The organism is Rhodococcus sp. T7 (assembly GCF_009872365.1).
GTDB lineage: Bacteria > Actinomycetota > Actinomycetes > Mycobacteriales > Mycobacteriaceae > Rhodococcus_F.
Genome location: NZ_WXYH01000322.1, coordinates 17,732 through 41,553, shown reverse-complemented (window position 1 = coordinate 41,553; position 23,822 = coordinate 17,732). Strand labels below are relative to the sequence as shown.

At 68.5% G+C, this 23,822-nt stretch carries 20 protein-coding genes; 7 read left to right on the top strand and 13 right to left on the bottom strand.

Annotated features, from left to right (window positions below; all coding sequences use genetic code 11):
• Positions 1-18 precede the first annotated feature (18 nt).
• Complete coding sequence (locus MLGJGCBP_RS25365) at positions 19-1,263, top strand: MFS transporter (protein WP_087556573.1); 1,245 nt, start codon at positions 19-21, stop codon at positions 1,261-1,263.
• On the opposite strand, the gene MLGJGCBP_RS25360 is transcribed toward MLGJGCBP_RS25365, so the two are convergent.
• The 5 genes from MLGJGCBP_RS25360 to MLGJGCBP_RS25340 all read right to left on the bottom strand — a co-directional run bounded on the left by MLGJGCBP_RS25360 (position 1,260) and on the right by MLGJGCBP_RS25340 (position 7,652).
• The gene (locus tag MLGJGCBP_RS25360; RefSeq protein WP_087556574.1) at positions 1,260-2,270 is read right to left on the bottom strand and encodes a 3-isopropylmalate dehydrogenase; all 1,011 of its coding nucleotides are present in this window, start codon (positions 2,268-2,270) and stop codon (positions 1,260-1,262) included. The two genes, MLGJGCBP_RS25365 and MLGJGCBP_RS25360, sit on opposite strands and share 4 nt — an antisense overlap.
• A gap of 67 nt (positions 2,271-2,337) precedes the next feature.
• Entirely contained in the window at positions 2,338-3,933 is a 1,596-nt protein-coding gene (serA, locus tag MLGJGCBP_RS25355) for a phosphoglycerate dehydrogenase (protein ID WP_087556575.1), read from the bottom strand.
• A 224-nt stretch (positions 3,934-4,157) separates the two neighbouring features.
• Entirely contained in the window at positions 4,158-5,159 is a 1,002-nt protein-coding gene (gene ilvC / locus MLGJGCBP_RS25350; protein WP_179220164.1) for a ketol-acid reductoisomerase, read from the bottom strand.
• Between the two features lie 49 nt (positions 5,160-5,208).
• Entirely contained in the window at positions 5,209-5,712 is a 504-nt protein-coding gene (gene ilvN, locus MLGJGCBP_RS25345) for an acetolactate synthase small subunit (protein WP_087556577.1), read from the bottom strand.
• Positions 5,709-7,652 (bottom strand): acetolactate synthase large subunit, encoded by a 1,944-nt coding sequence (locus MLGJGCBP_RS25340; RefSeq protein WP_087556578.1) that lies wholly within the window; start codon positions 7,650-7,652, stop codon positions 5,709-5,711. Before MLGJGCBP_RS25340 ends, ilvN begins: the two co-directional genes overlap by 4 nt.
• Positions 7,653-7,919: 267 nt before the next feature.
• Here MLGJGCBP_RS25340 and MLGJGCBP_RS25335 point away from each other — a divergent pair, with 267 nt between their 5' ends.
• The 3 genes from MLGJGCBP_RS25335 to MLGJGCBP_RS25325 all read left to right on the top strand — a co-directional run bounded on the left by MLGJGCBP_RS25335 (position 7,920) and on the right by MLGJGCBP_RS25325 (position 12,177).
• Positions 7,920-8,417, top strand: a complete 498-nt coding sequence (locus MLGJGCBP_RS25335; RefSeq protein ID WP_160099031.1) for a PH domain-containing protein — start codon at positions 7,920-7,922, stop codon at positions 8,415-8,417.
• A 52-nt stretch (positions 8,418-8,469) separates the two neighbouring features.
• Positions 8,470-10,314 carry a dihydroxy-acid dehydratase gene (ilvD, locus tag MLGJGCBP_RS25330; protein ID WP_087556580.1) on the top strand — a complete coding sequence of 615 codons (1,845 nt, stop codon included), beginning with the start codon at positions 8,470-8,472 and terminating at the stop codon, positions 10,312-10,314.
• Between the two features lie 321 nt (positions 10,315-10,635).
• Complete coding sequence (locus tag MLGJGCBP_RS25325; RefSeq protein WP_087556581.1) at positions 10,636-12,177, top strand: amino acid permease; 1,542 nt, start codon at positions 10,636-10,638, stop codon at positions 12,175-12,177.
• 84 nt (positions 12,178-12,261) lie between these two features.
• On the opposite strand, the gene MLGJGCBP_RS25320 is transcribed toward MLGJGCBP_RS25325, so the two are convergent.
• Positions 12,262-13,128 (bottom strand): DoxX family protein, encoded by an 867-nt coding sequence (locus MLGJGCBP_RS25320; RefSeq protein ID WP_160099029.1) that lies wholly within the window; start codon positions 13,126-13,128, stop codon positions 12,262-12,264.
• Positions 13,129-13,226: 98 nt separating this feature from the next.
• Here MLGJGCBP_RS25320 and MLGJGCBP_RS25315 point away from each other — a divergent pair, with 98 nt between their 5' ends.
• Positions 13,227-14,375 (top strand): PQQ-dependent sugar dehydrogenase, encoded by a 1,149-nt coding sequence (locus MLGJGCBP_RS25315; protein WP_160098844.1) that lies wholly within the window; start codon positions 13,227-13,229, stop codon positions 14,373-14,375.
• A 91-nt stretch (positions 14,376-14,466) separates the two neighbouring features.
• Here the strand turns inward: MLGJGCBP_RS25315 and gatB are convergent, their stop codons facing one another.
• The 4 genes from gatB to MLGJGCBP_RS25295 form a co-directional block, all read right to left on the bottom strand.
• Positions 14,467-15,981 carry an Asp-tRNA(Asn)/Glu-tRNA(Gln) amidotransferase subunit GatB gene (gatB, locus tag MLGJGCBP_RS25310; protein ID WP_160098843.1) on the bottom strand — a complete coding sequence of 505 codons (1,515 nt, stop codon included), beginning with the start codon at positions 15,979-15,981 and terminating at the stop codon, positions 14,467-14,469.
• 42 nt (positions 15,982-16,023) lie between these two features.
• On the bottom strand, positions 16,024-17,055 hold the full coding sequence (locus MLGJGCBP_RS25305; RefSeq protein ID WP_087556585.1) for an ATP-dependent 6-phosphofructokinase: 1,032 nt from the start codon (positions 17,053-17,055) through the stop codon (positions 16,024-16,026).
• A gap of 96 nt (positions 17,056-17,151) precedes the next feature.
• Positions 17,152-17,814 (bottom strand): response regulator, encoded by a 663-nt coding sequence (locus MLGJGCBP_RS25300; RefSeq protein ID WP_015890224.1) that lies wholly within the window; start codon positions 17,812-17,814, stop codon positions 17,152-17,154.
• Positions 17,815-17,823: 9 nt separating this feature from the next.
• Positions 17,824-19,020 carry a sensor histidine kinase gene (locus MLGJGCBP_RS25295; protein ID WP_160098842.1) on the bottom strand — a complete coding sequence of 399 codons (1,197 nt, stop codon included), beginning with the start codon at positions 19,018-19,020 and terminating at the stop codon, positions 17,824-17,826.
• Positions 19,021-19,158: 138 nt separating this feature from the next.
• On the opposite strand from MLGJGCBP_RS25295, the gene MLGJGCBP_RS25290 reads away from it, so the two are divergent.
• Both MLGJGCBP_RS25290 and MLGJGCBP_RS25285 read left to right on the top strand, forming a co-directional pair.
• Entirely contained in the window at positions 19,159-19,800 is a 642-nt protein-coding gene (locus MLGJGCBP_RS25290; RefSeq protein WP_160098841.1) for a hypothetical protein, read from the top strand.
• Positions 19,797-21,248 carry an alpha/beta-hydrolase family protein gene (locus MLGJGCBP_RS25285; RefSeq protein ID WP_160098840.1) on the top strand — a complete coding sequence of 484 codons (1,452 nt, stop codon included), beginning with the start codon at positions 19,797-19,799 and terminating at the stop codon, positions 21,246-21,248. The genes MLGJGCBP_RS25290 and MLGJGCBP_RS25285 overlap by 4 nt, the downstream gene beginning before the upstream one ends.
• Here MLGJGCBP_RS25285 and gatA read toward each other — a convergent pair.
• The 3 genes from gatA to MLGJGCBP_RS25270 all read right to left on the bottom strand — a co-directional run bounded on the left by gatA (position 21,245) and on the right by MLGJGCBP_RS25270 (position 23,655).
• On the bottom strand, positions 21,245-22,726 hold the full coding sequence (gatA, locus tag MLGJGCBP_RS25280; protein ID WP_087556589.1) for an Asp-tRNA(Asn)/Glu-tRNA(Gln) amidotransferase subunit GatA: 1,482 nt from the start codon (positions 22,724-22,726) through the stop codon (positions 21,245-21,247). The genes MLGJGCBP_RS25285 and gatA overlap by 4 nt on opposite strands.
• Positions 22,723-23,022, bottom strand: a complete 300-nt coding sequence (gene gatC, locus MLGJGCBP_RS25275; protein ID WP_005240352.1) for an Asp-tRNA(Asn)/Glu-tRNA(Gln) amidotransferase subunit GatC — start codon at positions 23,020-23,022, stop codon at positions 22,723-22,725. The genes gatA and gatC overlap by 4 nt, the downstream gene beginning before the upstream one ends.
• Positions 23,023-23,097: 75 nt before the next feature.
• Positions 23,098-23,655: an antibiotic biosynthesis monooxygenase gene (locus MLGJGCBP_RS25270; RefSeq protein ID WP_160098839.1), complete on the bottom strand. Its 558-nt coding sequence runs from the start codon at positions 23,653-23,655 to the stop codon at positions 23,098-23,100.
• Between the last annotated feature and the right edge of the window lie 167 nt (positions 23,656-23,822).

The following is a 23,822-nucleotide window of genomic DNA, read 5'->3' as shown; positions in this document are numbered from 1 at the left end:
CCTAGATATTGAGATGACATGACAGCATCGATCGACACCGCCTCCGCCGTCGGAACTGCTCGCAGATGGTGGATGCTCGCCCTCGGGATGTTCGCCCAGGCCGCACAGGCGGTCTTCGTCAACGGCGTCGCCTTCCTCATCCCCGAACTCCAGGCGAATCACGGCCTCAGCCTCGCCCGCACCGGACTCGTCGTCGCCGCACCCACCCTCGGGGTCATGGTGACGCTGATCGCGTGGGGCGCACTCGCCGACCGCTACGGAGAACGGAGGGTGCTGGCCGCAGGCATGGCGGCCACCGCGGCTGCGGGCGTGGGCGCGGCCCTCTCCGGATCGCTCACGGCCACCGCGGTCTTCCTGCTGATCGGCGGCATGGCGGCGGCCTCGGCAAATGCCGCGAGCGGCCGCGTCGTCGTCGGCTGGTTCCCTCCCGAGCGCCGCGGCCTGGCCATGGGCATCCGGCAGATGTCACTGCCGCTCGGCATCGCCTGCGCTGCGCTGACGCTCCCCTCGGTCGCACACGACCACGGCATCGGATGGGCGCTCGCGCTGCCCGCCGTCCTGTGTGCCGCCGCCGCGCTGGCCTGTGGACTCTGGGTGGTCGATCCGCCCCGGCCGAGTCGCAGCGACGCGGCGGATCTCGGCATGCTCACGAATCCGTACCGCACCAGCGGCACACTGTGGCGGATCCACGCCGTCTCCGTGCTGCTCGTCGTGCCCCAGTACACGGTGTGGACGTACGCGCTCGTGTGGCTGATCTCCGAAAGGCACTGGGAAGCAACGGCGGCCGGCCTGATCGTGACCCTCGCCCAGATCCTCGGCGCGTTCGGCCGGATGGGCGTCGGTTTCTGGTCCGACGTGGTGGGCAGCCGCATGCGTCCGCTTCGCTGGGTCGCGGCCGCCGGTGGACTGTCGATGGCGGCACTCGCCGTGACGGACGCGATGGACTCGCCGCTCGCGATCGTGGTGCTGCTCGCGGCGTCCGTCGCGACGGTGGCACCTAACGGGCTGGCCTTCACCGCCGTCGCCGAGATTGCGGGCCCGTTCTGGGGTGGGCGCGCCCTCGGCGTCCAGAACACCGGCCAGTTCGTCGCGGCCTCGATCGTTCCCCCGGTGTTCGGCGCACTGATCGGAATCGTCGGATTCCCGGTGACTTTCGCGATAGCCGCGGGATTCCCGGCGGCCTCGATACCACTGATCCCCGTGGCCCGGTCCGAAGACCGGTCCACGGGGATCGAGGGAGACAGGGTCGACGCTCGGTCCTAGAGGGCCGCGGCGATCCGGTCGCCGACCTCCGACGTGACGACCTTCGAATCGCCCCGGGACGCCAGATCGGCCTCGACCGCGGCTTCGATGCGCGCGGCGTCGCCGTCCCGGCCGAGGTGACGCAGCAGCAGTGCCGCGGACAGGATGGCCGCCGTGGGATCCGCGATCCCCTGGCCCGCGATGTCCGGGGCGCTGCCGTGCACCGGTTCGAACATCGACGGGTTCGTCCCCGAGGCGTCGATGTTCCCCGACGCCGCCAGGCCGATACCGCCCGTGACCGCACCCGCGAGGTCGGTGATGATGTCGCCGAACAGGTTGTCGGTGACGATCACGTCGAAGCGCGACGGGTCGGTGACCATGTAGATGGTGGCCGCGTCGATGTGGCAGTACGCCGTCTCCACGTCCGGATATTCGGCCGACACCGTCTCCACCGCGCGCGTCCAGATCGCACCGGCGTTGGAGAGGACGTTCGTCTTGTGAATCAGGGTGACGTGCTTGCGCCGGGTCTGCGCGAGCGCGAACGCGTAGCGCACCACCCGCTCGGCGCCGAACCACGTGTTGATCGACACCTCGGTCGCGATCTCGTGCGGCGTGCCGACTCGGATCGCGCCACCGTTACCGGTGTACGGACCCTCGGTGCCCTCGCGCACCACCACGAAATCGATGTCCGGCTGCGCCGCGAGCGGCGACTTCGTCCCCGGATACAGCTGCGACGGACGCAGATTCACGTGATGGTCCAACGCGAACCGCATGTTCAGCAGCAGTCCACGCTCGAGCACGCCCGGCGTGACCGACGGGTCGCCGATGGCGCCCAGCAGGATCGCATCGTGCTCGCGGATCGCCGCGAGATCGGCGTCCGGGAGCAACTCCCCCGTCGCGTTGTACCGACGGGCACCGAGGTCGTACTCGGTGGTCTCGAGATCGGGGACGAGTTTCCGCAGCACCTTCAGCGCCTCGGCCGTCACCTCGACACCGATACCGTCACCCGGAATGACCGCAAGCTTCATGAACGCCTCACTTCAGATAGAACTGTGCGCGTGCCACGACGGGGTCGTGGCACGCGCACAGTGGGGATTAAGCCAGGTTGACGAGCTCGATCTTGGTGGCGCCGACGGCGGTGGAGATCGCGTCCCGCACCTCGCTCGGCACCTCCTGGTCGACGCGGAGGAGGATGGTCGCACCCTCACCCTCGGCGTCCTGGCTGAGCTGCGCGGCCTGGATGTCGATGCCGGCATTGCCGAGCTGCGTGCCGATCTTGCCCAGTGCGCCGGGCTGATCGGTGTAGTTGACCACCAGGTTGAGACCCTCGGCGCGCAGTTCGAAGTTGCGGCCGTTGATGTTGACGATCTTCTCGACCTGCTGCGGGCCGGTCAGCGTGCCCGAGACGTTGATGACGCTGCCGTCGCCGAACACGCCCCGCAGGTCCACGACGCTGCGGTGGTTGGGGCTTTCGGCGGCCTTGGTGACCTCCGCCGTGACGCCACGCTCCTCCGCGAGGGCGGGGGCGTTGACGAACGTGACCGCGTCCTCGATGACAGCGGAGAACACGCCGCGCAGTGCCGAGAGCGCGAGCACCTCGACGTCCTCGGAGGCGAGCTCGCCGCGCACGTCGACGGACAGGTTGACGGGCAGTTCACCCGACAGGGCGCCGAGAAGCACACCCTGCTTGCGGACGATCTCGAGCCACGGGGCAACTTCCTCACCCACGGCGCCACCGGACACGTTGACGGCGTCCGGAACGAAATCACCTGCGAGAGCGAGCAGTACGGACTTCGCGACATCCGTGCCCGCGCGGTCCTGAGCCTCGCTCGTCGACGCGCCGAGGTGCGGCGTCACGACGACCTCGGGCAGGTCGAACAGCGGGCTGTCGGTGCACGGCTCGGTCTCGAACACGTCGAGGCCCGCGGCGCGCACGTGACCCGACTTGATGGCCTCGGCCAGCGCGGCCTCGTCGATCAGGCCGCCGCGGGCGGCGTTGACGATGACGACGCCCTTCTTCGTCTTCGCCAGGTTCTCCGTGCCGAGCAGCCCCTTGGTCTCGGGCGTCTTGGGGAGGTGCACGGAGATGAGGTCGGCGCGCTTCAGCAGTTCGTCGAGGGTGACGAGTTCGATGCCGAGCTGCGCGGCGCGGGCGGCCGACACGTAGGGGTCGTACGCGATGACGTGGGTCTCGAATGCGGCGAGGCGCTGCGCGAACAGCTGTCCGATGCGGCCGAGGCCGACGACGCCGACCGTCTTGCCGAAGATCTCGACGCCGTTGAACTTGCTGCGCTTCCACTCGCGGTCACGCAGGGTGGCGTCGGCGGCGGGAATCTGACGGGCGGTGGCGAGCATCAGCGCGACAGCGTGCTCGGCGGCCGTGTGGATGTTCGACGTCGGGGCGTTGACGACCATGACACCGCGCTCGGTGGCGGCGGGCACGTCGACGTTGTCGAGGCCGACGCCGGCGCGGGCGACGATCTTGAGCTTGGTACCGGCCGCCAGGACCTCGGCGTCCACGGTGGTGGCGGAGCGGACGAGGATCGCGTCGGCCTCGGGCACCGCCGCGAGCAGGGCCGGGCGATCAGGTCCGTCGACCCATCGCACCTCCACACCGTCGCCCAATGCCTCGACGGTGGACGGCGCGAGCTTGTCGGCGATCAGAACTACAGGACGGCCTGGCTGGCTCACGTGCAAACTCCCTGAATAGGTGGGTGTGGGGGTGTTTTAACCACACACAGCTTAGTCCGCCCTCACCGGGAAACCACATCCCGGTCTGCGATACCACATAGTGGACGCCTGCAACAACGGAACCGGGCACGAAACAACACCGGCCCGATGTCGCTGCGGAGACCTCCGACGAGGCCGACGCGACATCGGGCCGGTGCTGTGGTGGAACTGTAAAGCAGTGAAACCTAGGCGGTTTCGGTGATCGGGCGGTCGACCCAGCTCATCAGGTCGCGCAGCTTCTTGCCGGTGACCTCGATCGGGTGCTCGGCGTTGGCCTTGCGCAGGCCCTCGAGCTCGGTGTTGCCGTTCTCGACGTTGGCGACGAGGCGGCGGGTGAACTCACCCGACTGGATGTCGGCGAGGATCGCCTTCATGCGCTCCTTGGTGCCGGCGTCGATGACACGCGGACCGGACAGGTAGCCACCGAACTCCGCGGTGTCGGACACCGAGTAGTTCATGCGGGCGATGCCACCCTCGTACATGAGGTCGACGATCAGCTTGAGCTCGTGCAGGACCTCGAAGTACGCCATCTCGGGCGCGTAGCCGGCCTCGACCATGACCTCGAAACCGGTCTTGACCAGTTCCTCGGTGCCACCGCACAGCACGGCCTGCTCGCCGAAGAGGTCCGTCTCGGTCTCCTCCTTGAACGTGGTCTTGATGACGCCGGCGCGGGCGCCGCCGATGGCCTTGGCGTAGGACAGCGCGAGGGCCTGGCCCTCACCCTTCGGGTCCTGGTCGATCGCGATGAGCGCGGGAACACCCTTGCCGTCGACGAACTGACGACGCACCAGGTGGCCGGGGCCCTTGGGGGCGACCATGCCGACGGTGACGAACTCCGGAGCCTTGATCAGCTTGAAGTGGATGTTGAGGCCGTGTCCGAAGAACAGCGCGTCGCCGTCCTTCAGGTTCGGCTCGATGTCATTGGTGAAGATCGACGCCTGCGCGGTGTCGGGTGCGAGCACCATGATCACGTCGGCCCACTCCGAGACCTCGGCGGGGGTACCGACGGTCAGGCCCTGCTCCTCGGCTTTCGCGCGGGACTTCGAGCCTTCCTTGAGGCCGATACGCACATCGACGCCCGAGTCGCGCAGGCTCAGCGAGTGCGCGTGGCCCTGGCTTCCGTAACCGATCACAGCGACCTTACGGCCCTGGATGATCGACAGATCGGCATCGTCGTCGTAGAACATCTCGACTGCCACAGTTCAACCTCTTTCTTGGATTTGCGTATCTAAAGTACTAGCGAGTGGCCGTGATGGACTTAGGCCCCCGTCCCACGGCCACGACCCCGGACTGCACGATCTCCCGGATGCCGAACGGATCGAGCATCCGCAGCAGCGCATCCAGCTTGGATCGCGTTCCAGTCGCCTCGATCGTGACCGACTCCGGGGAGACGTCGATCACCTTGGCGCGGAACAGATTCACCGTCTCGATCACCTGCGTGCGCACGCTGGCGTCGGCTCGCACCTTGATGAGCACCAGCTCGCGGGCGACGGAGGCCTCACCGTCCTGCTCGACGATCTTGATGACGTTGACGAGCTTGTTCAGCTGCTTGGTCACCTGCTCGAGCGGGAATTCGTCGACGGTCACGACGATGGTCATGCGTGAGATCTCGGGAAGCTCGGTGCCACCGACGGCGAGCGACTCGATGTTGAACCCACGACGGGAGAACAGCGCGGCCACCCTGGCCAGCACGCCCGGCTTGTCCTCGACGAGAACACTGAGGGTGTGGCTGGTGCTCACTGATCTTCCTCCCCGGCCGCTGCGGCCGTGCCCGAACGCTGCTCGCGCTCCATGGCCTCGTGAATGACGGCCGGCTCGGCGGCCGCCTCGTCGTCGTCGAACAGCGGACGGATGCCCCGCGCCGCCATGATCTCGTCGTTGCTCGTGCCCGCCGCGACCATCGGCCACACCTGGGCGTCGGCGCCGACGATGAAGTCGATCACCACCGGCTTGTCGTTGATGGCCTGGGCCTCACGGATCGCGGCCTCGACGTCCTCTTCGCGCTCGACGCGAATGCCGTGGCAGCCCAACGCCTCCGCGAGCTTCACGAAGTCGGGGATGCGGATGGCGCCGTGCGTGCCGAGGTTGGTGTTGGAGTAGCGCTGGTCGTAGAACAGCGTCTGCCACTGGCGCACCATGCCGAGGTTGCCGTTGTTGATGAGCGCAACCTTGATCGGGATGCCCTCGAGCGCGCAGGTGGCGAGTTCCTGATTGGTCATCTGGAAGCAGCCGTCACCGTCGATGGCCCACACCTCGGTGTCGGGCATGCCCATCTTGGCGCCCATCGCGGCGGGCACGGCGTAGCCCATCGTGCCGAGACCACCGGAGTTCAGCCAGGTGCGCGGCTTCTCGTAGTTGACGAACTGCGCTGCCCACATCTGGTGCTGGCCGACGCCGGCGCAGTAGATCGCGTCGGGACCGGCGAGCTTGCCGACCGCCTGGATCACGTATTCCGGGGACAGCGCGCCGTCCGAGGGACGGTCGTAGCTGAGCGGGTACGTGCGACGGATCCCGTCGAGATACGCCCACCACTCGGTGAGGTCCAGCGTGGTTCCGGTGGCCAGGTCGGCCTTGATCGCCTCGATCAACTCGACGATGACCTCTTTGCAGTCGCCCACGATCGGGACGTCCGCGTACCGGTTCTTGCCGATCTCCGCCGGATCGATGTCGGCGTGGATGACCTTGGCGTCGGGGGCGAACGAATCGAGCTGACCGGTGACGCGGTCGTCGAACCGCGCGCCGAGCGTGATCAGCAGGTCACTGCGCTGCAGTGCCGCCACGGCCGCGACCGTGCCGTGCATGCCGGGCATGCCGCAGTTCAGCGTGTGGCTGTCCGGGAACGCGCCGCGCGCCATGAGGGTGGTGACCACCGGAATGCCGGTGAGCTCGGCCAGTTCGAGCAGTTCCGGGGACGATTCCGACTTGATGACGCCGCCACCGACGTACAGCACCGGGTGCTTCGCGTCGGCGATGAGGCGCGCGGCCTCGCGGACCTGCTTGCCGTGCGGCTTCGTGACGGGACGGTATCCGGGCAGCCGCATCTCCGGCGGCCACGAGAACGTGGTCTGCGCCTGGAGGACGTCCTTCGGGATGTCGACGAGCACCGCACCGGGACGACCGCTGGAGGCGAGGTAGAACGCCTCCGCGATGATCCGGGGGATGTCGACGCCGTCGGTGATGAGGAAGTTGTGCTTGGTGATGGGCATCGTGATGCCGGAGATGTCGGCTTCCTGGAACGCATCGGTGCCGATGAGCCCGCGACCGACCTGACCTGTGATGGCCACGACCGGAACGGAGTCCATCTGCGCGTCGGCGAGCGGCGTCACGAGGTTGGTCGCACCGGGACCGGACGTCGCCATGCAGACGCCGACCTTGCCGGTCGCCTGGGCGTACCCGGTGGCGGCGTGACCTGCACCCTGCTCGTGACGGACAAGCACGTGCCGAACCTTCTTCGAGTCGAAGAGCGGGTCGTAGACAGGCAGAACGGCACCACCCGGAATGCCGAATACCGTGTCGACCTCGAGCTCCTCGAGGGCTCGGACCACGGACTGGGCGCCGCTGACCCGCTCGGGGGCGAGTTGGCGGCGGCTACCGGTCTGCGTCGCGGCGGCCGCGGTCGTCGGGCTTGCTGCCCCCGACTTGCGCGGCGTGGGTTGAGGCCGTGCGGTTGGTGCGCTCACTGGGAAATCCTCTGATTCTGGCTCCGGGCAACAAAAAACCCCCGTCAGCTGATGCTGTACGAGGGTGGCGCGTCGTTATCTGGCGAGTTGAAGAAATCGACTCAGGCGACGACGCGCCGGCCGATTACGAGCAACTCATTCTGTTTCACGCGCTCGACGGTAGGCGCGCTAATGGTGAACAGTCAACTTGGTGAGTCGGCCGTCCCAGAATATGAGATACGTCGGCTGCGGTGCGAAGATGTAGAGGTGTCAACTCCGCAGCAGCCCGTGCCACCAGAATCATCATCCCACACGACGAACCCGCCCAAGCAGGTCATCCGGATTTCTCCCCTCGCCTATCTGGGATGCGCCTTCCTCCTGTTCGCCGTGTCGTTCCCCATCTTCGGCTGGCCCGCCGCCTTCGGCTGGCTCGTGATCGCCCCGATCCTCGCGGTGGCCTGGGTCGCGCGGGTGCGCACCACGGTCACACCCGACGGACTCGAGGTGCGCCGGCTGTTCGGCGGCCGGTCGCTCGCGTGGTCCGAGATCACCGGATTCCGCTTCCCCAAGCGCGGCTGGGCCCGGGCCACACTGGCCGACGGTAGCGAAGTCGCCCTTCCCGTCGTCACGTTCGACCGGCTCCCCGAAATCGCCGAGGCGAGCGGTGGCCGCATCACCGACCCCTACGCGGCAGCAGCCGCGGCGGAGGAAGCGGCCCGGCACGCCGACGCCGAATCGAACGGCGAGCAGCCGGCGAAGAACCGGCCGGACACAGACGGGGAATAGTGCGCGAGTAGCGTTTGTCAGTACTTCCGTACGCTGACTAAGGAATACGCTCATGCCCCCGCTGAGGTCCCGAACCACCACCGCAGGACGAAATGCCGCAGGCGCCCGCGCACTGTGGCGCGCCACCGGAATGACCGACTCCGACTTCGGGAAGCCGATCGTCGCGATCGCCAACTCGTACACGCAGTTCGTTCCCGGCCACGTCCACCTCAAGAACGTCGGCGACATCGTCGCCGACGCCGTCCGCGCCGCCGGTGGTGTACCTCGCGAATTCCACACGATCGCCGTCGACGACGGCATCGCGATGGGGCACGGCGGCATGCTGTATTCGCTTCCCAGCCGGGAGATCATCGCCGACTCCGTCGAGTACATGGTCAACGCGCACACCGCCGACGCACTCGTCTGCATCTCCAACTGCGACAAGATCACCCCCGGAATGCTCAATGCCGCAATGCGTTTGAACGTTCCCACCGTGTTCGTGTCGGGCGGTCCGATGGAGGCGGGCAAGGCGGTGGTGGTCAACGGCGTCGCCCAGGCACCGACCGACCTCATCACGGCGATCTCGGCGAGCGCCAACGACGAGGTCGACGAGGAGGGACTGTCCGAGGTCGAGCGCAGCGCCTGCCCGACGTGCGGGTCGTGCTCGGGCATGTTCACCGCGAACTCCATGAACTGCCTCACCGAGGCGCTCGGTCTGGCGTTGCCGGGCAACGGTTCGACGCTGGCCACCCACGAAGCCCGGCGCGCGCTGTTCACCCGCGCGGGCACCACCGTCGTCGAGGCCGCCCTGCGGTACTACCGGGACGAGGACGACTCCGTCCTCCCTCGCAACATCGCGACGCCCGCCGCGTTCCGCAACGCGATGGCGCTCGACGTCGCGATGGGCGGTTCCACCAACACGGTGCTGCACACCCTCGCGGCCGCGCAGGAGGGTGAGGTCTACGACTTCGACCTCGACAAGATCGACGAGATCAGCCGCAAGGTGCCCTGCCTGTCGAAGGTCTCACCCAACTCGGACTACCACATGGAGGACGTGCACCGGGCAGGCGGAATCCCCGCGATCCTCGGCGAGCTCCGCCGGGCCGACCTGCTCGAGAGCGACGTCTCGACCGTCCACACGAAAAGCTTCGACGAGTGGCTCGACACGTGGGACATCCGGTCCGGCAAGGCATCCGACGAAGCCGTCGAACTGTTCCACGCCGCTCCCGGCGGCGTCCGCACCATCGAGCCGTTCTCGACGAACAACCGCTGGTCGTCGCTCGACACGGACGCCGCCAACGGCTGCATCCGCGATTTCGAGCACAAGCACACGGTCGAGGGCGGCCTGGCCGTGCTGCGCGGCAACATCGCCGTGGACGGCGCGGTCATCAAGACGGCAGGCATCGACGAAGACCTGTTCCACTTCCAGGGACCCGCGCGTGTCGTGGAGTCGCAGGAGGAGGCGGTGTCGGTGATCCTCGGCAAGAAGATCCAGCCCGGTGAGGTCCTCGTCGTGCGCTACGAGGGTCCCGCGGGCGGCCCGGGCATGCAGGAGATGCTGCACCCCACCGCATTCCTCAAGGGCTCCGGCCTCGGCAAGAAGTGCGCGCTGATCACCGACGGCCGCTTCTCCGGTGGTTCCTCGGGACTGTCCATCGGCCACATCTCGCCCGAAGCCGCCAGCGGCGGCGCCATCGGCCTGGTGGAGGACGGTGACCAGATCCTCATCGACATCGCGACGCGCACGCTGAAGCTCCTCGTCGACGACGCGGTGCTCGCCGAGCGCCGGGCGAAGATGGAGTCGTCCGAGCGTCCGTGGCAGCCGCTGAACCGCGAACGCACCGTCACCACGGCCCTGCGCGCGTACGCCGCGCTGGCGACGTCCGCCGACAAGGGCGCGGTCCGCCAGGTTCCCTGACCGCACGCACCGACAGCACCGGGCACACACGAAGCCGGGTGCCGCAGCAGGTTCCCTGCCGCGGCACCCGGCTTCCGTCGTCGGTGCGACCGCGAATTCCGCCACGATGTGACCGCTCTCACGGGTGATCAACTCGCTCAAACGGCAACACCCGTGAACAGGTTCTACTGATCGAATTGATCAGTTGAGCTCACGCTTCTTGCACACGGCGCTCAGTAGTGGTTCCCTCAGTTGGCCGTTGAGACCTACATCACAATCGGCAGCACCACCGGAACTTCTCCGGCCCACGAGGCCATCGGGAACACAACCAAGGAGCGACACATGCCAGGAGTCGGCATATGGCGAACGAAATCCGTTGAGCAATCGATAGCGGACACCGACGAACCCGACACCCGGCTGCGGAGGGAACTCACCGCGAAGGACCTCACCGTCTTCGGTGTCGCCGTCGTGATCGGCGCCGGTATCTTCACGCTCACCGCCCGGACTGCAGGCAACGTTGCCGGGCCGTCCATTTCGCTCGCCTTCGTCCTCGCCGCCATCGCGTGCGGCCTGGCCGCCCTCTGCTACGCCGAGTTCGCATCCACCGTCCCCGTCGCGGGCAGCGCGTACACGTTCTCCTACGCCACCTTCGGCGAGTTCGTCGCCTGGATCATCGGCTGGGACCTCATCCTCGAATTCGCCCTCGCGGCGGCCGTCGTCTCGAAGGGCTGGTCGCTGTACCTGGGCAACGTCCTCGGATTCAGCGGATCCACCACCGCCCATCTCGGGCCCATCGACTTCGACTGGGGCTCGCTGATCATCGTCGGCGGCATCACCATCGTCCTCGCCATCGGGACCAAGGTGTCCTCGCGCGTGTCCGCCGTCATCACGGCCATCAAGATCGCCGTCGTCCTCCTCGTCATCGCTGTCGGCGTCTTCTACATCAAGAAGGAGAACTACGCCCCGTACATCCCGCCGGCCGAGGGCAACGAAAGCGCCGCCCACGGTGTGCACCAGACCCTCTTCTCCTTCCTCTCGGGAGCGGACGGCAGCAGCTACGGCTGGTACGGCCTGCTCGCCGCCGCGAGCCTCGTGTTCTTCGCGTTCATCGGATTCGACGTCGTCGCCACCACCGCCGAGGAGACCAAGGATCCGCAGAAGGCGCTCCCCCGCGGCATTCTCGGCTCGCTCGCGATCGTCACCGTCCTCTACGTCGCGGTCACCCTCGTGCTCACCGGCATGGTGAAGTACACCGACCTCAAGACCGGTAGCCCGCTCGTCGGCGACAGCAGCGCCACGCTGGCGACCGCCTTCGAGGCACACGGCATCACCTGGGCGCAGACCGCCATCAACTTCGGCGGACTCGCAGGCCTCACCACCGTCGTGATGGTGATGATGCTCGGCCAGACCCGCGTCCTGTTCGCCATGTCCCGCGATGGACTCGTCCCCCGCGGTCTGGCGAAGACCGGCAAGAAGGGCACCCCGGTCCGCATCACGCTGTTCGTCGGCGCCGTGGTGGCACTCCTCGCCGCCTTCTTCCCGATGGGCACCCTGGAGGAGATGGTGAACATCGGCACCCTCTTCGCGTTCGTGCTCGTCTGCATCGGCGTCGTCATCCTCCGCCGCACCCGCCCCGACCTGCCGCGCGGATTCCGCGTTCCGCTGGTCCCGCTGGTGCCCATCCTCGCCGTCCTGGCCTGCGGCTGGCTGATGCTGAACCTGTCCGTCGAGACCTGGATCCGATTCCTGGTGTGGATGGCCCTCGGCGTCGTCGTCTACCTCGCCTACGGCCGCCGCAAGTCCGTCCTCGGACAGAGGCTCGCGGCACAGGCACAGGCCACCCCGCCCGAGGAGGAGAACATCCCGGAACTCGCCCAGCGCTGACCCTCGTCCGGCGTTGATCCGGCAGAAACGACTGCGCCGCACTCCCGATCGGGGGTGCGGCGCAGTCGTGGTTCAGGGAAACGATCAGATGAGCGGGTTGGCGCCGTTGAGGAAGATCCAGATGCACACACCGGCGGCGACGCCCAGGATCAGTGCCGCGAACGACCCGATGAACGGCCGCGTGGCCCAGCCGCGGCGGCCGTCGAGCGAGATCCGCCCGGGGCCGGTGAGAATGATCACGCCCGCGCACACGCCGAGAAGCGTCTCGTACTCGGTGCCGGAGGGCGCGAAGTACTCGAGCCCCGGTTCCGCGATCTGCCGGAACGCCCACGCATTGATCATCACGGCCAGCACCGAGGCGGCGGCCAGCGGGGTGACGAGACCGAGGATCAGCAGCGCACCGCCCGCGACCTCACCGATGGCACCGAGGATCGCGAGCAGCTTCGCCTGCTGGAAGCCCGAGTTCACAAGCACCTCCTCGAAACCGTCGAGGCCCGGACCGTTCCACATTCCGGTCAGCTTCTGCAGGCCGTGCACGAGCGCCGTGCCGCCGACCGCGAGTCGCAGTGCCAGCAGTCCGAGATCCAGGGTGCCGCGGCCGATCTTCACGTCCCCCTCGCCGAGCCGGTCGGTCGACGGATCACCCGCAGTGGCCCCGAGGGACGCACCGGAGGTCGCGCCGATCACCTGCGTCGGCTGGTCCGGCACGTCGGACGCCGACTGCCGGTACGCGGGGATCTGCTCGGTGGGCAGACCGGCGCCGCGTGCATCGCCGTAATCGAGTTCGTCGTCGGTGTGCGGGAGACCCTGTCCCGTGGAACCGGACGTCGGCGTGGCCGACGGAAACCGCTCGGTGGGAAGGTCGTAAGGGCTCGAGACCCTGCCGTAGCCGGGTGAGGCGCCTTGCTGCGCGGCACCGTCATCCGACGACTCGCTGGGGTCTTTCCGCATGTCAGTCACACCGTCAAGCCTAGGTCGATTCGCCGGACATCGCTGGTAGGCGGAACCGGCGTGGCGGCGACCTCGCACTCTTCCGTAACGTCTCCATCATGATGGTGGGTGGGCGGCGCCGCACGGCGTCCCGCAAGATGGCGATGTCCGCACTGTGCGTGACGGCGGTCCTCGCCGCCGGGTGCGCGAAATTCGACGACTCCGCGTCCTCCCCCTTCACACCCGAGCCGACGGGTGCATCGGGCGCGGAGGTCGAACCCGAGAACCCGCCGCCGTCCACCACGACCACACCGCCGCCGAGCGGGCCGCTGGGACCGTGCCAGGATCCGGATCCCAGTGTCATCGCCACGTGTCTCGACACCACCGGCGGACTCGTCGTCCTCCCCGACGGGGCCACCGCTCTGGTCGCGGAGCGCCGGACCGGGCGCATCCTGCAGGTCGCCCAGGGGCAGACCCCCAAGGAGATCGCGCACGTCGACGTGGACGGCAGCACCGACGGCGGCCTACTCGACATCGCGCTGTCGCCGAGTTTCGTCGAGGACAACCTCATCTACGCCTACGTCACCACCCCGACCGACAACCGGGTGGTGCGGATCGCACCGGGCGACTCCGCCAAGGAGGTTCTCGGCGGGATCCCGCGCGGCGACACGGGCAATGCGGGATCGCTCGAATTCTCCGGCGACGAACTGATGGTCCTGACCGGCAACGCGAACAACCCGGCAGCGGCCGCCGATCCGGCGTCGCTGGCCGGAAAACTGCTGAAGGTCACCGCACTGTCGCCCGCACCGACGCCGGCACAGCCCCGGCCGCAGGTGGTGCTGACGGGCATGGGGACAGCGGGCGGGGTGTGCGTCGACCCGGGGGTGGCCGTGTGGGTCACCGACCGCACCCCGTTGGAGGATCGGCTGGTGCGGGTCAGCGCGGACGGAGCGGTGTCGTCTCCGGTGTGGACGTGGCCGGAGCGGCCCGGCGTCGGCGGCTGCGTCGCAGCCGGTGATGTCGTGGCGGTGTCACTGAGCACCGCGAAGGCCATGTCGGCGCTCGCCGCCGACCCCGGCACGGGCGCCGTCACCACCGCACCGGGTGTCATCGTCCAGGACCGGTACGGCCAACTCGGCGGCGCCGCACTCGGTCCCGACGGGCTCATCTGGGTGAGCACGGTCAACAAGACCGCCGGTCAGCCCGGACCCAACGACGACCGCGTCATCAAGATGCCCCTGCCGTCCGGTGGCGGCGGATTCGACTGACGGGCCCCGCCCTCGCGCCGCGTCCCCCGCGCAACGAACGGGACGCTCGTTCGGTTGATCCGAACGAGCGTCCCGTTGGTGCAGAAAGAGATCAGCCGCCGCAGGCCTCGATGACCAGTTCCTTGACGCGGGCCGGATCGGCCTGACCGCGAGTGGCCTTCATCACGTCGCCGACGATCTTGCCCGCGGCCGCGACCTTGCCGCCGCGAATCTTCTCGGCGATGTCGGGGTTCGCCGCCAGGGCCTCGTCGACGGCGGCCTTCAGCTTCGTGTCGTCGCGTTCGACGACGAGCTCGGGATGATCCGCGACGACCTGGTCGGGGTCGCCCTCACCGGCGAGGACGTGGTCGACCACCTGACGGGCCACCTTGTTGTTCAGCTTCCCGCTGTCGATCAGCGCGACCACCTGCGCGACCTGAGCCGGCGTGATCGGCAGTTCGCCGAGTTCCACCCCGCGGGTGTTCGCCTGCTGCGCCAGGTACGACACCCACCAGGACCGCGCGGCCTCCGGCGAGGCGCCGGCCTCGACGGTCGCGATGACGAGGTCGACGGCGTTCGCGTTGACGAGGTCACGCATGACCTCGTCGGAGACGCCCCAGTCGGCCTGGATCCGGGCGCGGCGGACCCACGGCAGCTCGGGCAGGGTGCCCCGCAGTTCCTCGACCCACTCGGCGCTGGGCGCGACCGGCTCGAGGTCGGGCTCCGGGAAATAGCGGTAGTCCTCGGCGGTCTCCTTGCGGCGGCCCGGCGACGTGGTGCCGTCCGCTTCCTGGAAGTGCCGGGTCTCCTGGATCACCTCGCCGCCGGCCTCGAGCACGGCGGCCTGGCGGCGCATCTCGTACCGGACCGCGACCTCGACGCTCTTGAGGGAGTTGACGTTCTTCGTCTCGGTGCGGGTGCCGAGTTCGGTCGCCCCGATCGGCATCAGCGACGCGTTGGCGTCGCACCGCATCGAACCCTGGTCCATGCGGACGTCCGACACGTTCAGCGACTTCAGCAGATCGCGCAGCGCGGTGACGTACGCGCGGGCCACCTCGGGGGCGCGGGCACCGGCGCCGCTGATCGTCTTGGTGACGATCTCGACCAGCGGGACCCCGGCGCGGTTGTAGTCGAGCAGCGAGTGGCTGGCACCGTGGATGCGACCGGTCGCGCCGCCGACGTGCAGCGACTTTCCGGTGTCCTCCTCCATGTGCGCGCGCTCGATCTCGACGCGCCACGTGGTGCCGTCGTCGAGGATGACGTCGAGGTAGCCGTCGGTGGCGATCGGCTCGTCGTACTGGGAGATCTGGTAGTTCTTCGGCTGGTCCGGGTAGAAGTAGTTCTTCCGCGCGAACCGGCCCCACGGTGTGATGGAACAGTTCAGTGCGAGTCCGATCCGGATCGCGGACTCCACCGCCGCCTCGTTCACGACGGGCAGCGACCCGGGCAGACCGAGGCACACCGGGCAGACCTGCGTGTTCGGCTCGGCGCCGAACTCGGTGGGGCACGGGCAGAACATCTTCGTGTTGGTGCCGAGCTCTACGTGCACCTCCATGCCGAGAACAGGCTCGTACTTCGCGAGCACGTCGTCGTAGTCGAGGAGGTCCGGAGTGTCGACAGCAGTCATGCCACAGAGTTTATGCGTCCGGCGGTTCACCGGAAAACGCGGTCAGCCGAAAAATGCGGCCGCCTCGTCGTACCGCTCCCGCGGCACCGTCTTGAGGCGCCGGGTGGCCTCCTCGAGGGGCACGAGGTCGATCGACGTGCCGTGCAGCGCGACCATGTTGCCGAAGTCGCCGCGGTGGACGGCGTCGGTGGCATGCACCCCGAAGCGGGTGGCGAGCACCCGGTCGTACGGCGTCGGGGTGCCGCCGCGCTGCACGTGCCCGAGCACCGTCGTCCGCACCTCCTTGCCGAGGCGGCGTTCGATCTCGTCGCCGAGTTGCTGCGCGACCCCGGTGAACCGTTTGTGGCCGAACTCGTCGATGCCGCCTTCGCGCAGACTCATCGACTCCGGGGTGGGGGTGGCGCCCTCCGCGACGACGCAGATGAAGTGCGAATCGCCGCGCTGGAACCGCTTCTTCACCATGGTGCACACCTCGCCGACGTCGAACGGGACCTCGGGAACGAGAGTGAGATGCGCGCCGGTCGCGAGCCCGGAGTGCAGGGCGATCCAGCCCGCGTGCCTGCCCATCACCTCGACGAGCATCACCCGCTGGTGGGATTCGGCGGTGGTGTGCAGGCGGTCGATCGCGTCCGTCGCGATGGACAGGGCGGTGTCGAAACCGAACGTCACATCGGTGCAGTCGATGTCGTTGTCGATGGTCTTCGGCACCCCGATCACGGGCACCCCGCTCTCGGCGAGCCAGCTCGCCGCCGTGAGCGTGCCCTCGCCGCCGATCGGGATGAGTGCGTCGATGCCGTTGTCGTCGAGCGTCTGCCGGATCTGGTCGAGGCCGGCCTTGAGCTTGTCGGGGTTGACCCGCGCGGTACCGAGGATGGTGCCGCCCCGGGTGAGGATCCGGTCTATCCGGTCGTCGTTGGACAGCGCGACCTTGCGGTCTTCGAGCAGGCCACGCCACCCGTCACGGAATCCCACCACCGAACTGCGGTACCGCCCGTCGGCCGTCCGCACCACTGCCCTGATCACCGCATTGAGCCCGGGGCAGTCGCCGCCTCCGGTGAGGATTCCGATCCGCATCCAAGCACCCCTCGTCGTCTCGTGTGGTGATGGTGGTTCTCATTAGACATCTTGCCGCCCGAAACGTGTTCGAGCACCTCGGATCGGCCGGTTCGATCAGCCGGGTGTGACGAGACCGCTCTCGTAGGCCAGGACCACCGCCTGCGCCCGGTCGCGCAGGTCCAACTTGGACAGCACCTTCCCGACGTGCGTCTTGACGGTCTGTTCGGCGACGAACAGGCGTTCCGCGATCTCGGTGTTGGACATGCCGCGGGCGATCAGCTCGAGCACCTCGCGTTCGCGGGGCGTCAGCGCCGACAGTGCGGCCGGTTTGCGACGTGCGGTGCTCCGGCGGCTGGTCACGTCGGCGATGAGACGCCGGGTGACGGTCGGCGCGAGAAGCGCCTCGCCGTCGGCGACCACCCGCACCGCGCGGATGAGTTCCTCCGCGGGCGCGTCCTTGAGCATGAAGCCGCTGGCCCCGATGCTCAGCGCCTCGTACACGTAGTCGTCCACGTCGAACGTCGTGAGCATGAGCACCCGCACCGGCGGATCGAACCCTGCCGACAGGATGACGCGGGCGGCGTCGAGTCCGTTCATTTCCGGCATGCGCACGTCCATCAGGACCACGTCGGGCCGCAGGCGCTTCACCTCGCTCACCGCCACCGCCCCGTCCGGGGCGTCACCGATGACACTGATGTCGGGCTGGGAGGCGAGCAGGGCTCCGAAACCCTGCCGGACCATAGCCTGGTCGTCGGCGATGAATACGGTAATGGCCACGCCGCCAGCCTAGGCGGAGGCGACCGGGAACTCGGCGTGGACCTCGAATCCGCCGTTGTCGTGCAGGTGCGTGGTGAGTACGCCGCCGACCGCCTGCGCACGCTCGCGCATCCCGATGATGCCGTTGCCGCCGGTCGACTCGTGCCTGGTCAGGGCCGAGACAAGGCTCCGCCGCGGCGGGCCGTTCACGATCGACACGGACGCGATCGGCGTCTCGTACGCAATCTTCACCTCGACCGCGGCGCCCGCCGCGTGCCGGGCCGTGTTGGCGAGGGATTCCTGCAGGATGCGGTACATCACCAGCCCGACCGACTCCGACACGTGCCGCGGGTCGCCATCGGTGTGCCAGGAGACGGGGATGCCGGCCCTGCGGCTACCCTCGAGCAGCTCGCTGATCTGCTGGACGCCGGGCTGCGGCGCGTGCTCGGCCACCTGGCCGTCGCTGCGCAGCACACCGAGGAGTCCGCGCACCTCATTCAGCGCGGCGCGGCCCGCGGCTCCGATCGATTCGAACTCGGCCCGCGTCTCGTCCGACATGCCCGCGATGCGGTACGGCGCGCTCTGCGCCTGCACCACGACCATCGACATGTGGTGCGCGACGACGTCGTGCAGGTCCCGGGCGATGCGGGCCTTCTCCTCGAGGATCGTCCGGCGGGTGCGCTCGAGTTCGCTCAGCTCCTCCTGCTGTGCGAGTTGCCGCCGGGACAGCACCAGCCACCGGATCAGCAGACCGAAGACGACGATGGCGGTCAGTCCCACCGCCCACCCACGACCGTTGGTGCCCGGGGTGTCGGCGAGGAACAGCAGGACGGTGGAGATCCACGCCACACCGACGACCGGGATCGTGGCCCGCATGCTGACCGCGGCCAGCAGGGCGAGCATCACCAGGATGTGGACCACCTGCCAGGGGTAGTCGTATCCGTCCTGCAGCGCGAAGACACGCGGAATCACCAGCGCCGAGATCGCGGAGACGGCCCAGGCCAGCGCCGGGTTCGACCGAATGAGCAGGAACGGGAACGTCGCGAGCGCCGCCACGAACGGTTGAATCGGAGGACTGACCTGGTGGGTCAGCTGCAGGGTCGGCCACGCCACGGCGAACAGGATCGCCGTGACCACGACGATTGCCACGTTCAGCCACTGGCCTTCGGCGGCTCTCCGGATGCGCGTCTTCGTCTTCACACCCTCGACACTAGAAACACAGGTCACGGCGTGTCCTCATACCCCGGACTCACGTCGGCCTAGTACCGGAGTATGAGATCGGAGCCCTCTCCCCCACGAGGCCAGTGATCGAACCGGACCCGGGAGTGATGTGGCTGCGCAACACGAATTCATAACGTCGTCGTCATGCGAACGACGGGGACACGGAGAACGACTTGGGCCGCGGTGGCGTGCGCGGCCACCGCGCTACTGACCACCACAGGATTCGCCGGCACCGGCGCGGCGAGCACGCCCCGCCACGAGAACGTCGCCGCGTCCGCCGCGGTGCGCACGCTCACCACACCGGAAGCGCTCACCGAGGACTCCATTCCCGAGGACTTCGCATCGGTGATGGGGTACACACCGGTGCGAATCGACGGCATGCTCGCCAATCCCGGCGGCGACTGTTCCTCCCCGGTGCCGCTGCCGCTCGAGTTCGACACCGCGTGCAAGGCGCACGACCTCGGCTACGACCTCCTGCGGTACGCGTCGCGGTCCGGCGAGGATCTCGGCCCCTGGGCGCGGCAGTCGCTCGACGCGCAACTGGATCAGCGAATGCACACCGCGTGCGACACCCGTCTCGACGAGCAGACGCGGGCACAGTGCTTCGTGATGGCCAACATCGCGACCACCGCCGTCACCGGAAACAGTTGGCGTCAAGGCTATTCGACACCGGTCACCGAAGCCGGGCTCCCGTACGCGCTGGCCGGCGCCGCGGGCGCCGCACTACTCGCAGGCGTGGCGTGGTCGATCCGCCGCCGCCCGCGTCCGGTCGGAGCGATCGCATGACCACCGCGGCTCTGTCCGGTCCCGGACGGAGCCCGGCGCACCCCCGGTCGCGTACCGCGCCGAATACCCTGCGCCGCACACTGACCACGACGATTCCGATCTCCGCCCTCCCCCGCGCCTCCTCGACGATCGCCGTCACCACCGCGACACTCGCGTCGCTCGCCCCCTCACTGCTTCCCCGCAGTACGCTGACACAGGCACTGTTCACCGGGTTCCTCGCCGCGGTCGGCTTCGGGATCGCCGTCCTCGTCCGTCTGCTCCGGCAACTCGTCACGCGCTCACACCCCCATCACCCTCCGCGGGACTCGGTGCGTCTGCTGGTCCTGATCGGCGCCATGATCGTGGTGACATGGGCGATCGTGCTCGCCGACCACTGGCAGGATTCGCTGCGCGCCGCCATGGGCATGCCGGGCATCGGGCCGGACCACTGGATACAGGCGATCATCGGGGTGGCGCTGACCTTCCTGCTGTTCGCCGGCATCGGCAGCGTCGTCGCCGCGGTCGCCCGCCGCCTCGGCTGGATCGGCAGCGCCACCACCGCCGTCGTACTCGCGACCGGGCTGCAACTGGTCGCCGGACCCGCGTTGTGGGGGATGATGTCCCGTTCCTACAGCGACTCCAACGCGCTCGTCGACGTGTCCCTGCACCGGCCGGTGTCCGCCGAATCGTCCGGCGGTCCGGAGTCCGCTATCAGCTGGGAGTCGCTCGGGCGCCAGGGACGGCGGTTCGTGGCTGCGGGCGAGCAGTCGGCCGCCATCCGCACCTACGTGGGAATGGATTCGGCTCCCGACGTCGAATCGCGTGCAGCGCTGGCGGTCTCGGAGCTGGAACGGGCGGGCGGCTTCGCCCGGTCCGCCATCGTCGTGACCGTGCCCACCGGCTCGGGCTGGATCGACGAGAACGCGGCCGAAGGATTCGAGGAACGCTTCGCCGACGACGTCGCGATCGTCGGCATGCAGTACTCGTATCTGCCGAGCTGGATCACGTTCGTGTTCGGACGTTCCGCCGCAGACGACTCGGCGACGGCACTGTTCGACGCCGTCGCCGAGCGGATCGCCGACCTACCCGAGATCCTGCGCCCGGCGCTTTACGTCTACGGCCAGAGCCTCGGTTCCGTCGGCGGCAGCGCGATTTTCACCGACGCCGACCAACTCCGGGAACGCGTCTGCGGCGCATTGTGGTCGGGCCCGCCCGCCGGCTCCGTGCTGACGGACGGCGCAACGGTACTGGCGAACACGTCCGACCCGGTGGTGTGGTGGTCCCCCGACCTGATCCTGCACCGGCCCGACCTCTCGCTCGCGGTACGCGATGCGCCGGTCCCCCAATGGATTCCGGGCATCACGTTCCTGCAGACCAGTGTCGACCTGGTGTCCGCGCTGAACTTCGCGTCCGGTCACGGACACCGCTACGGCAGCGAGCAGGGCACCGCCCTGCCCGACTGCCCCTAGCTCGGCGAGCCGATCGGACCGCGTGCAGCCTCGTAGGCGGCACCGACCCGGTACAGCCGCTCGTCGGCCAGTGCGGGAGCCATGATCTGCAGTCCCACCGGCAGACCGTCGTCCGCGGACAGCCCGGACGGAACCGACATCGCGCAGTGCCCGGCCAGGTTGGTGGGCAGCGTGCACAGGTCCGACAGGTACATCGCGAGCGGGTCGCCGACCTTCTCGCCCAGCTTCCACGGCGTGAACGGACTGGTGGGCGACACCAGGACGTCCACCTTCTCGTAGGCCTTGTCGAAGTCCCGGGCGATGAGCGTCCGCACCTTGAGAGCCTGGCCGTAGTAGGCGTCGTAGTAGCCGGACGACAGGGCGTAGGTGCCGATCATGATGCGACGCTTGACCTCCGGGCCGAAGCCGGCGGCACGCGTCGCGGCCATCACCTGGTCGGCGCTCATGTCGCCCTGGTCGATGCGCAGCCCGTACCGCATGGCGTCGAACCGCGCGAGGTTCGACGACACCTCGCTCGGCAGAATGAGGTAGTACGACGCGAGCGCGTACTCGAAGTTGGGGCACGACACCTCGACGACCTCGGCACCGAGTTCGGTGAGTTGCGCGACGGCGGCATCGAACGAGGAGATGACCCCGGGCTGGTAGCTGTCGGAGTGCAGTTCCTTGACCACACCGACCTTCACGCCCTTCAGGTTGCCGCCCGCACCCTCGCGCGCGGCCGCCACCACGGGACGCACCGGCGCGTCGATCGACGTGGAGTCGCGCGGGTCGTGCCCGGCGATGACCTCGTGCAGCAGTGCGGTGTCGAGGACCGTGCGGCCGCACGGGCCACCCTGGTCGAGCGAGGACGCGCAGGCGACGAGACCGAAGCGGGAGACCGTGCCGTACGTCGGCTTGGTGCCGACCGTCGCCGTGACGGCGGCGGGCTGGCGGATCGAGCCACCGGTGTCGGTGCCGATCGCGAGCGGGGCCTGCCGGGACGCGAGTGCCGCGGCACTGCCGCCGCCGGAGCCGCCCGGGATGCGGGTGGTGTCCCACGGGTTACGGGTGGGGCCGTACGCGGAATTCTCGGTGGACGATCCCATCGCGAACTCGTCGAGGTTGGTCTTACCCAGGATCGGGATGCCGGCCTCGCGCAGCTTCTTCGTCAGCGTCGCGTCGTACGGCGCGATCCAGCCTTCGAGGATCTTCGACGCGCACGTGGTGGGCATGTCGGTGGTGGTGAAGATGTCCTTGAGCGCCAACGGAACTCCCGCGAGCGGGGAGGCGGGAGCATCGCCTGCGGCGAGGCTGCTGTCGACCTCCTTCGCCGACACGAGGGCCTGTTCGCCCGCCACGTGCAGGAAGGCGTTCAGTTCACCGTCGACCGCGGCGATGCGGTCGAGATGCGCCTGGGTGACCTCGACGGACGACACCTCACGGCTGTGGATCTTCGACGCGAGATCTGCGGCGTCGAGAGTGGTCAGATCGGCGCTCATTCGCCCTCTCCAAGAATCTGCGGGACGGCGAAACGATCCTGCTCGACGGCCGGCGCGCCGGACAGCGCCTGCTCGGGCGTCAGGCCGGGAACGATCACGTCGGGACGGGTCACGTTGGTGACGGCGTTCGGGTTCGCCATCGGCGGAACATCCTCGGCGGGCACCTCGGTGACCACCTTCACGTGGCTGAGAATCGAGTCCAGCTGACCGGCGAACTCGTCAAGCTCGGCATCGGTCAGGGCGAGTCGAGACAGCCGCGCGAGGTGCGCGACCTCGTCACGGGAGATGGCAGGCACCGCGGGGCCCCTTTCGGTTCGGACGTACACATTCGGACGTACACAAGTGGGTCCCAGCCTAGAGCAGTGGTCGGATCAGCCGTGCAGCCAGCGCCGCAACCTGGCCGTCAGGAACGGCAGAACCACGAAGACCATCACCGGAGTCGTGAGCACCGTCGCCACCACGGTGCGGGTCACCACGTCCAGGGGCGCCAGCCGGGGAGTGACGAACATCGCGACGAGCAGCGAGATCGGGAAGAAGCCGAGCCAGATCGTGACCGCCTGCTTCCACCGCGGCGGTGGGGCAGAGACCCGCACGGCGTGGGTGAGCGTCGACTGCGGTTCGAACCAGCCCTCCACCCCGGTCAGCCGGTGCGTCACCGTGTCCTGCGCCAGACCCGTCCCCCGCCCCACCCACACCTTCCGCGCAGGCGAGGTGGTCCACGCGTCGAGCGTGTGCTCGTCCGCGAACCGGTACACCACGTGGTACTGCTCGGGGTCGGACGCCGCGCGCAGCCAGCCCCCGCCGAGGAATCCCGGGAACGTGCCCGCCATCGCCATCCCGGCGTCCGTCCAGCGCAGGAACTCCTGCTCGCGGCCCGCCGCCACCCGCCTCGAGACGGACGTCGTCACTCCCGTTGCCGTGGTGTTCATGCACCCATGTTTGGGCCGTCGTGTTTCGTGCACGAGGCGAATCCGTATCGGCGATGTCACGAATCGAGCGCGACCTGCGAGTCCCCGTTCCGACCCGGGCGAAGCCGCAGGGGGGACCGCATACTCGGGAACGAAAGTGCAAGGATGGTGAGCGACGGGGGTCGCAG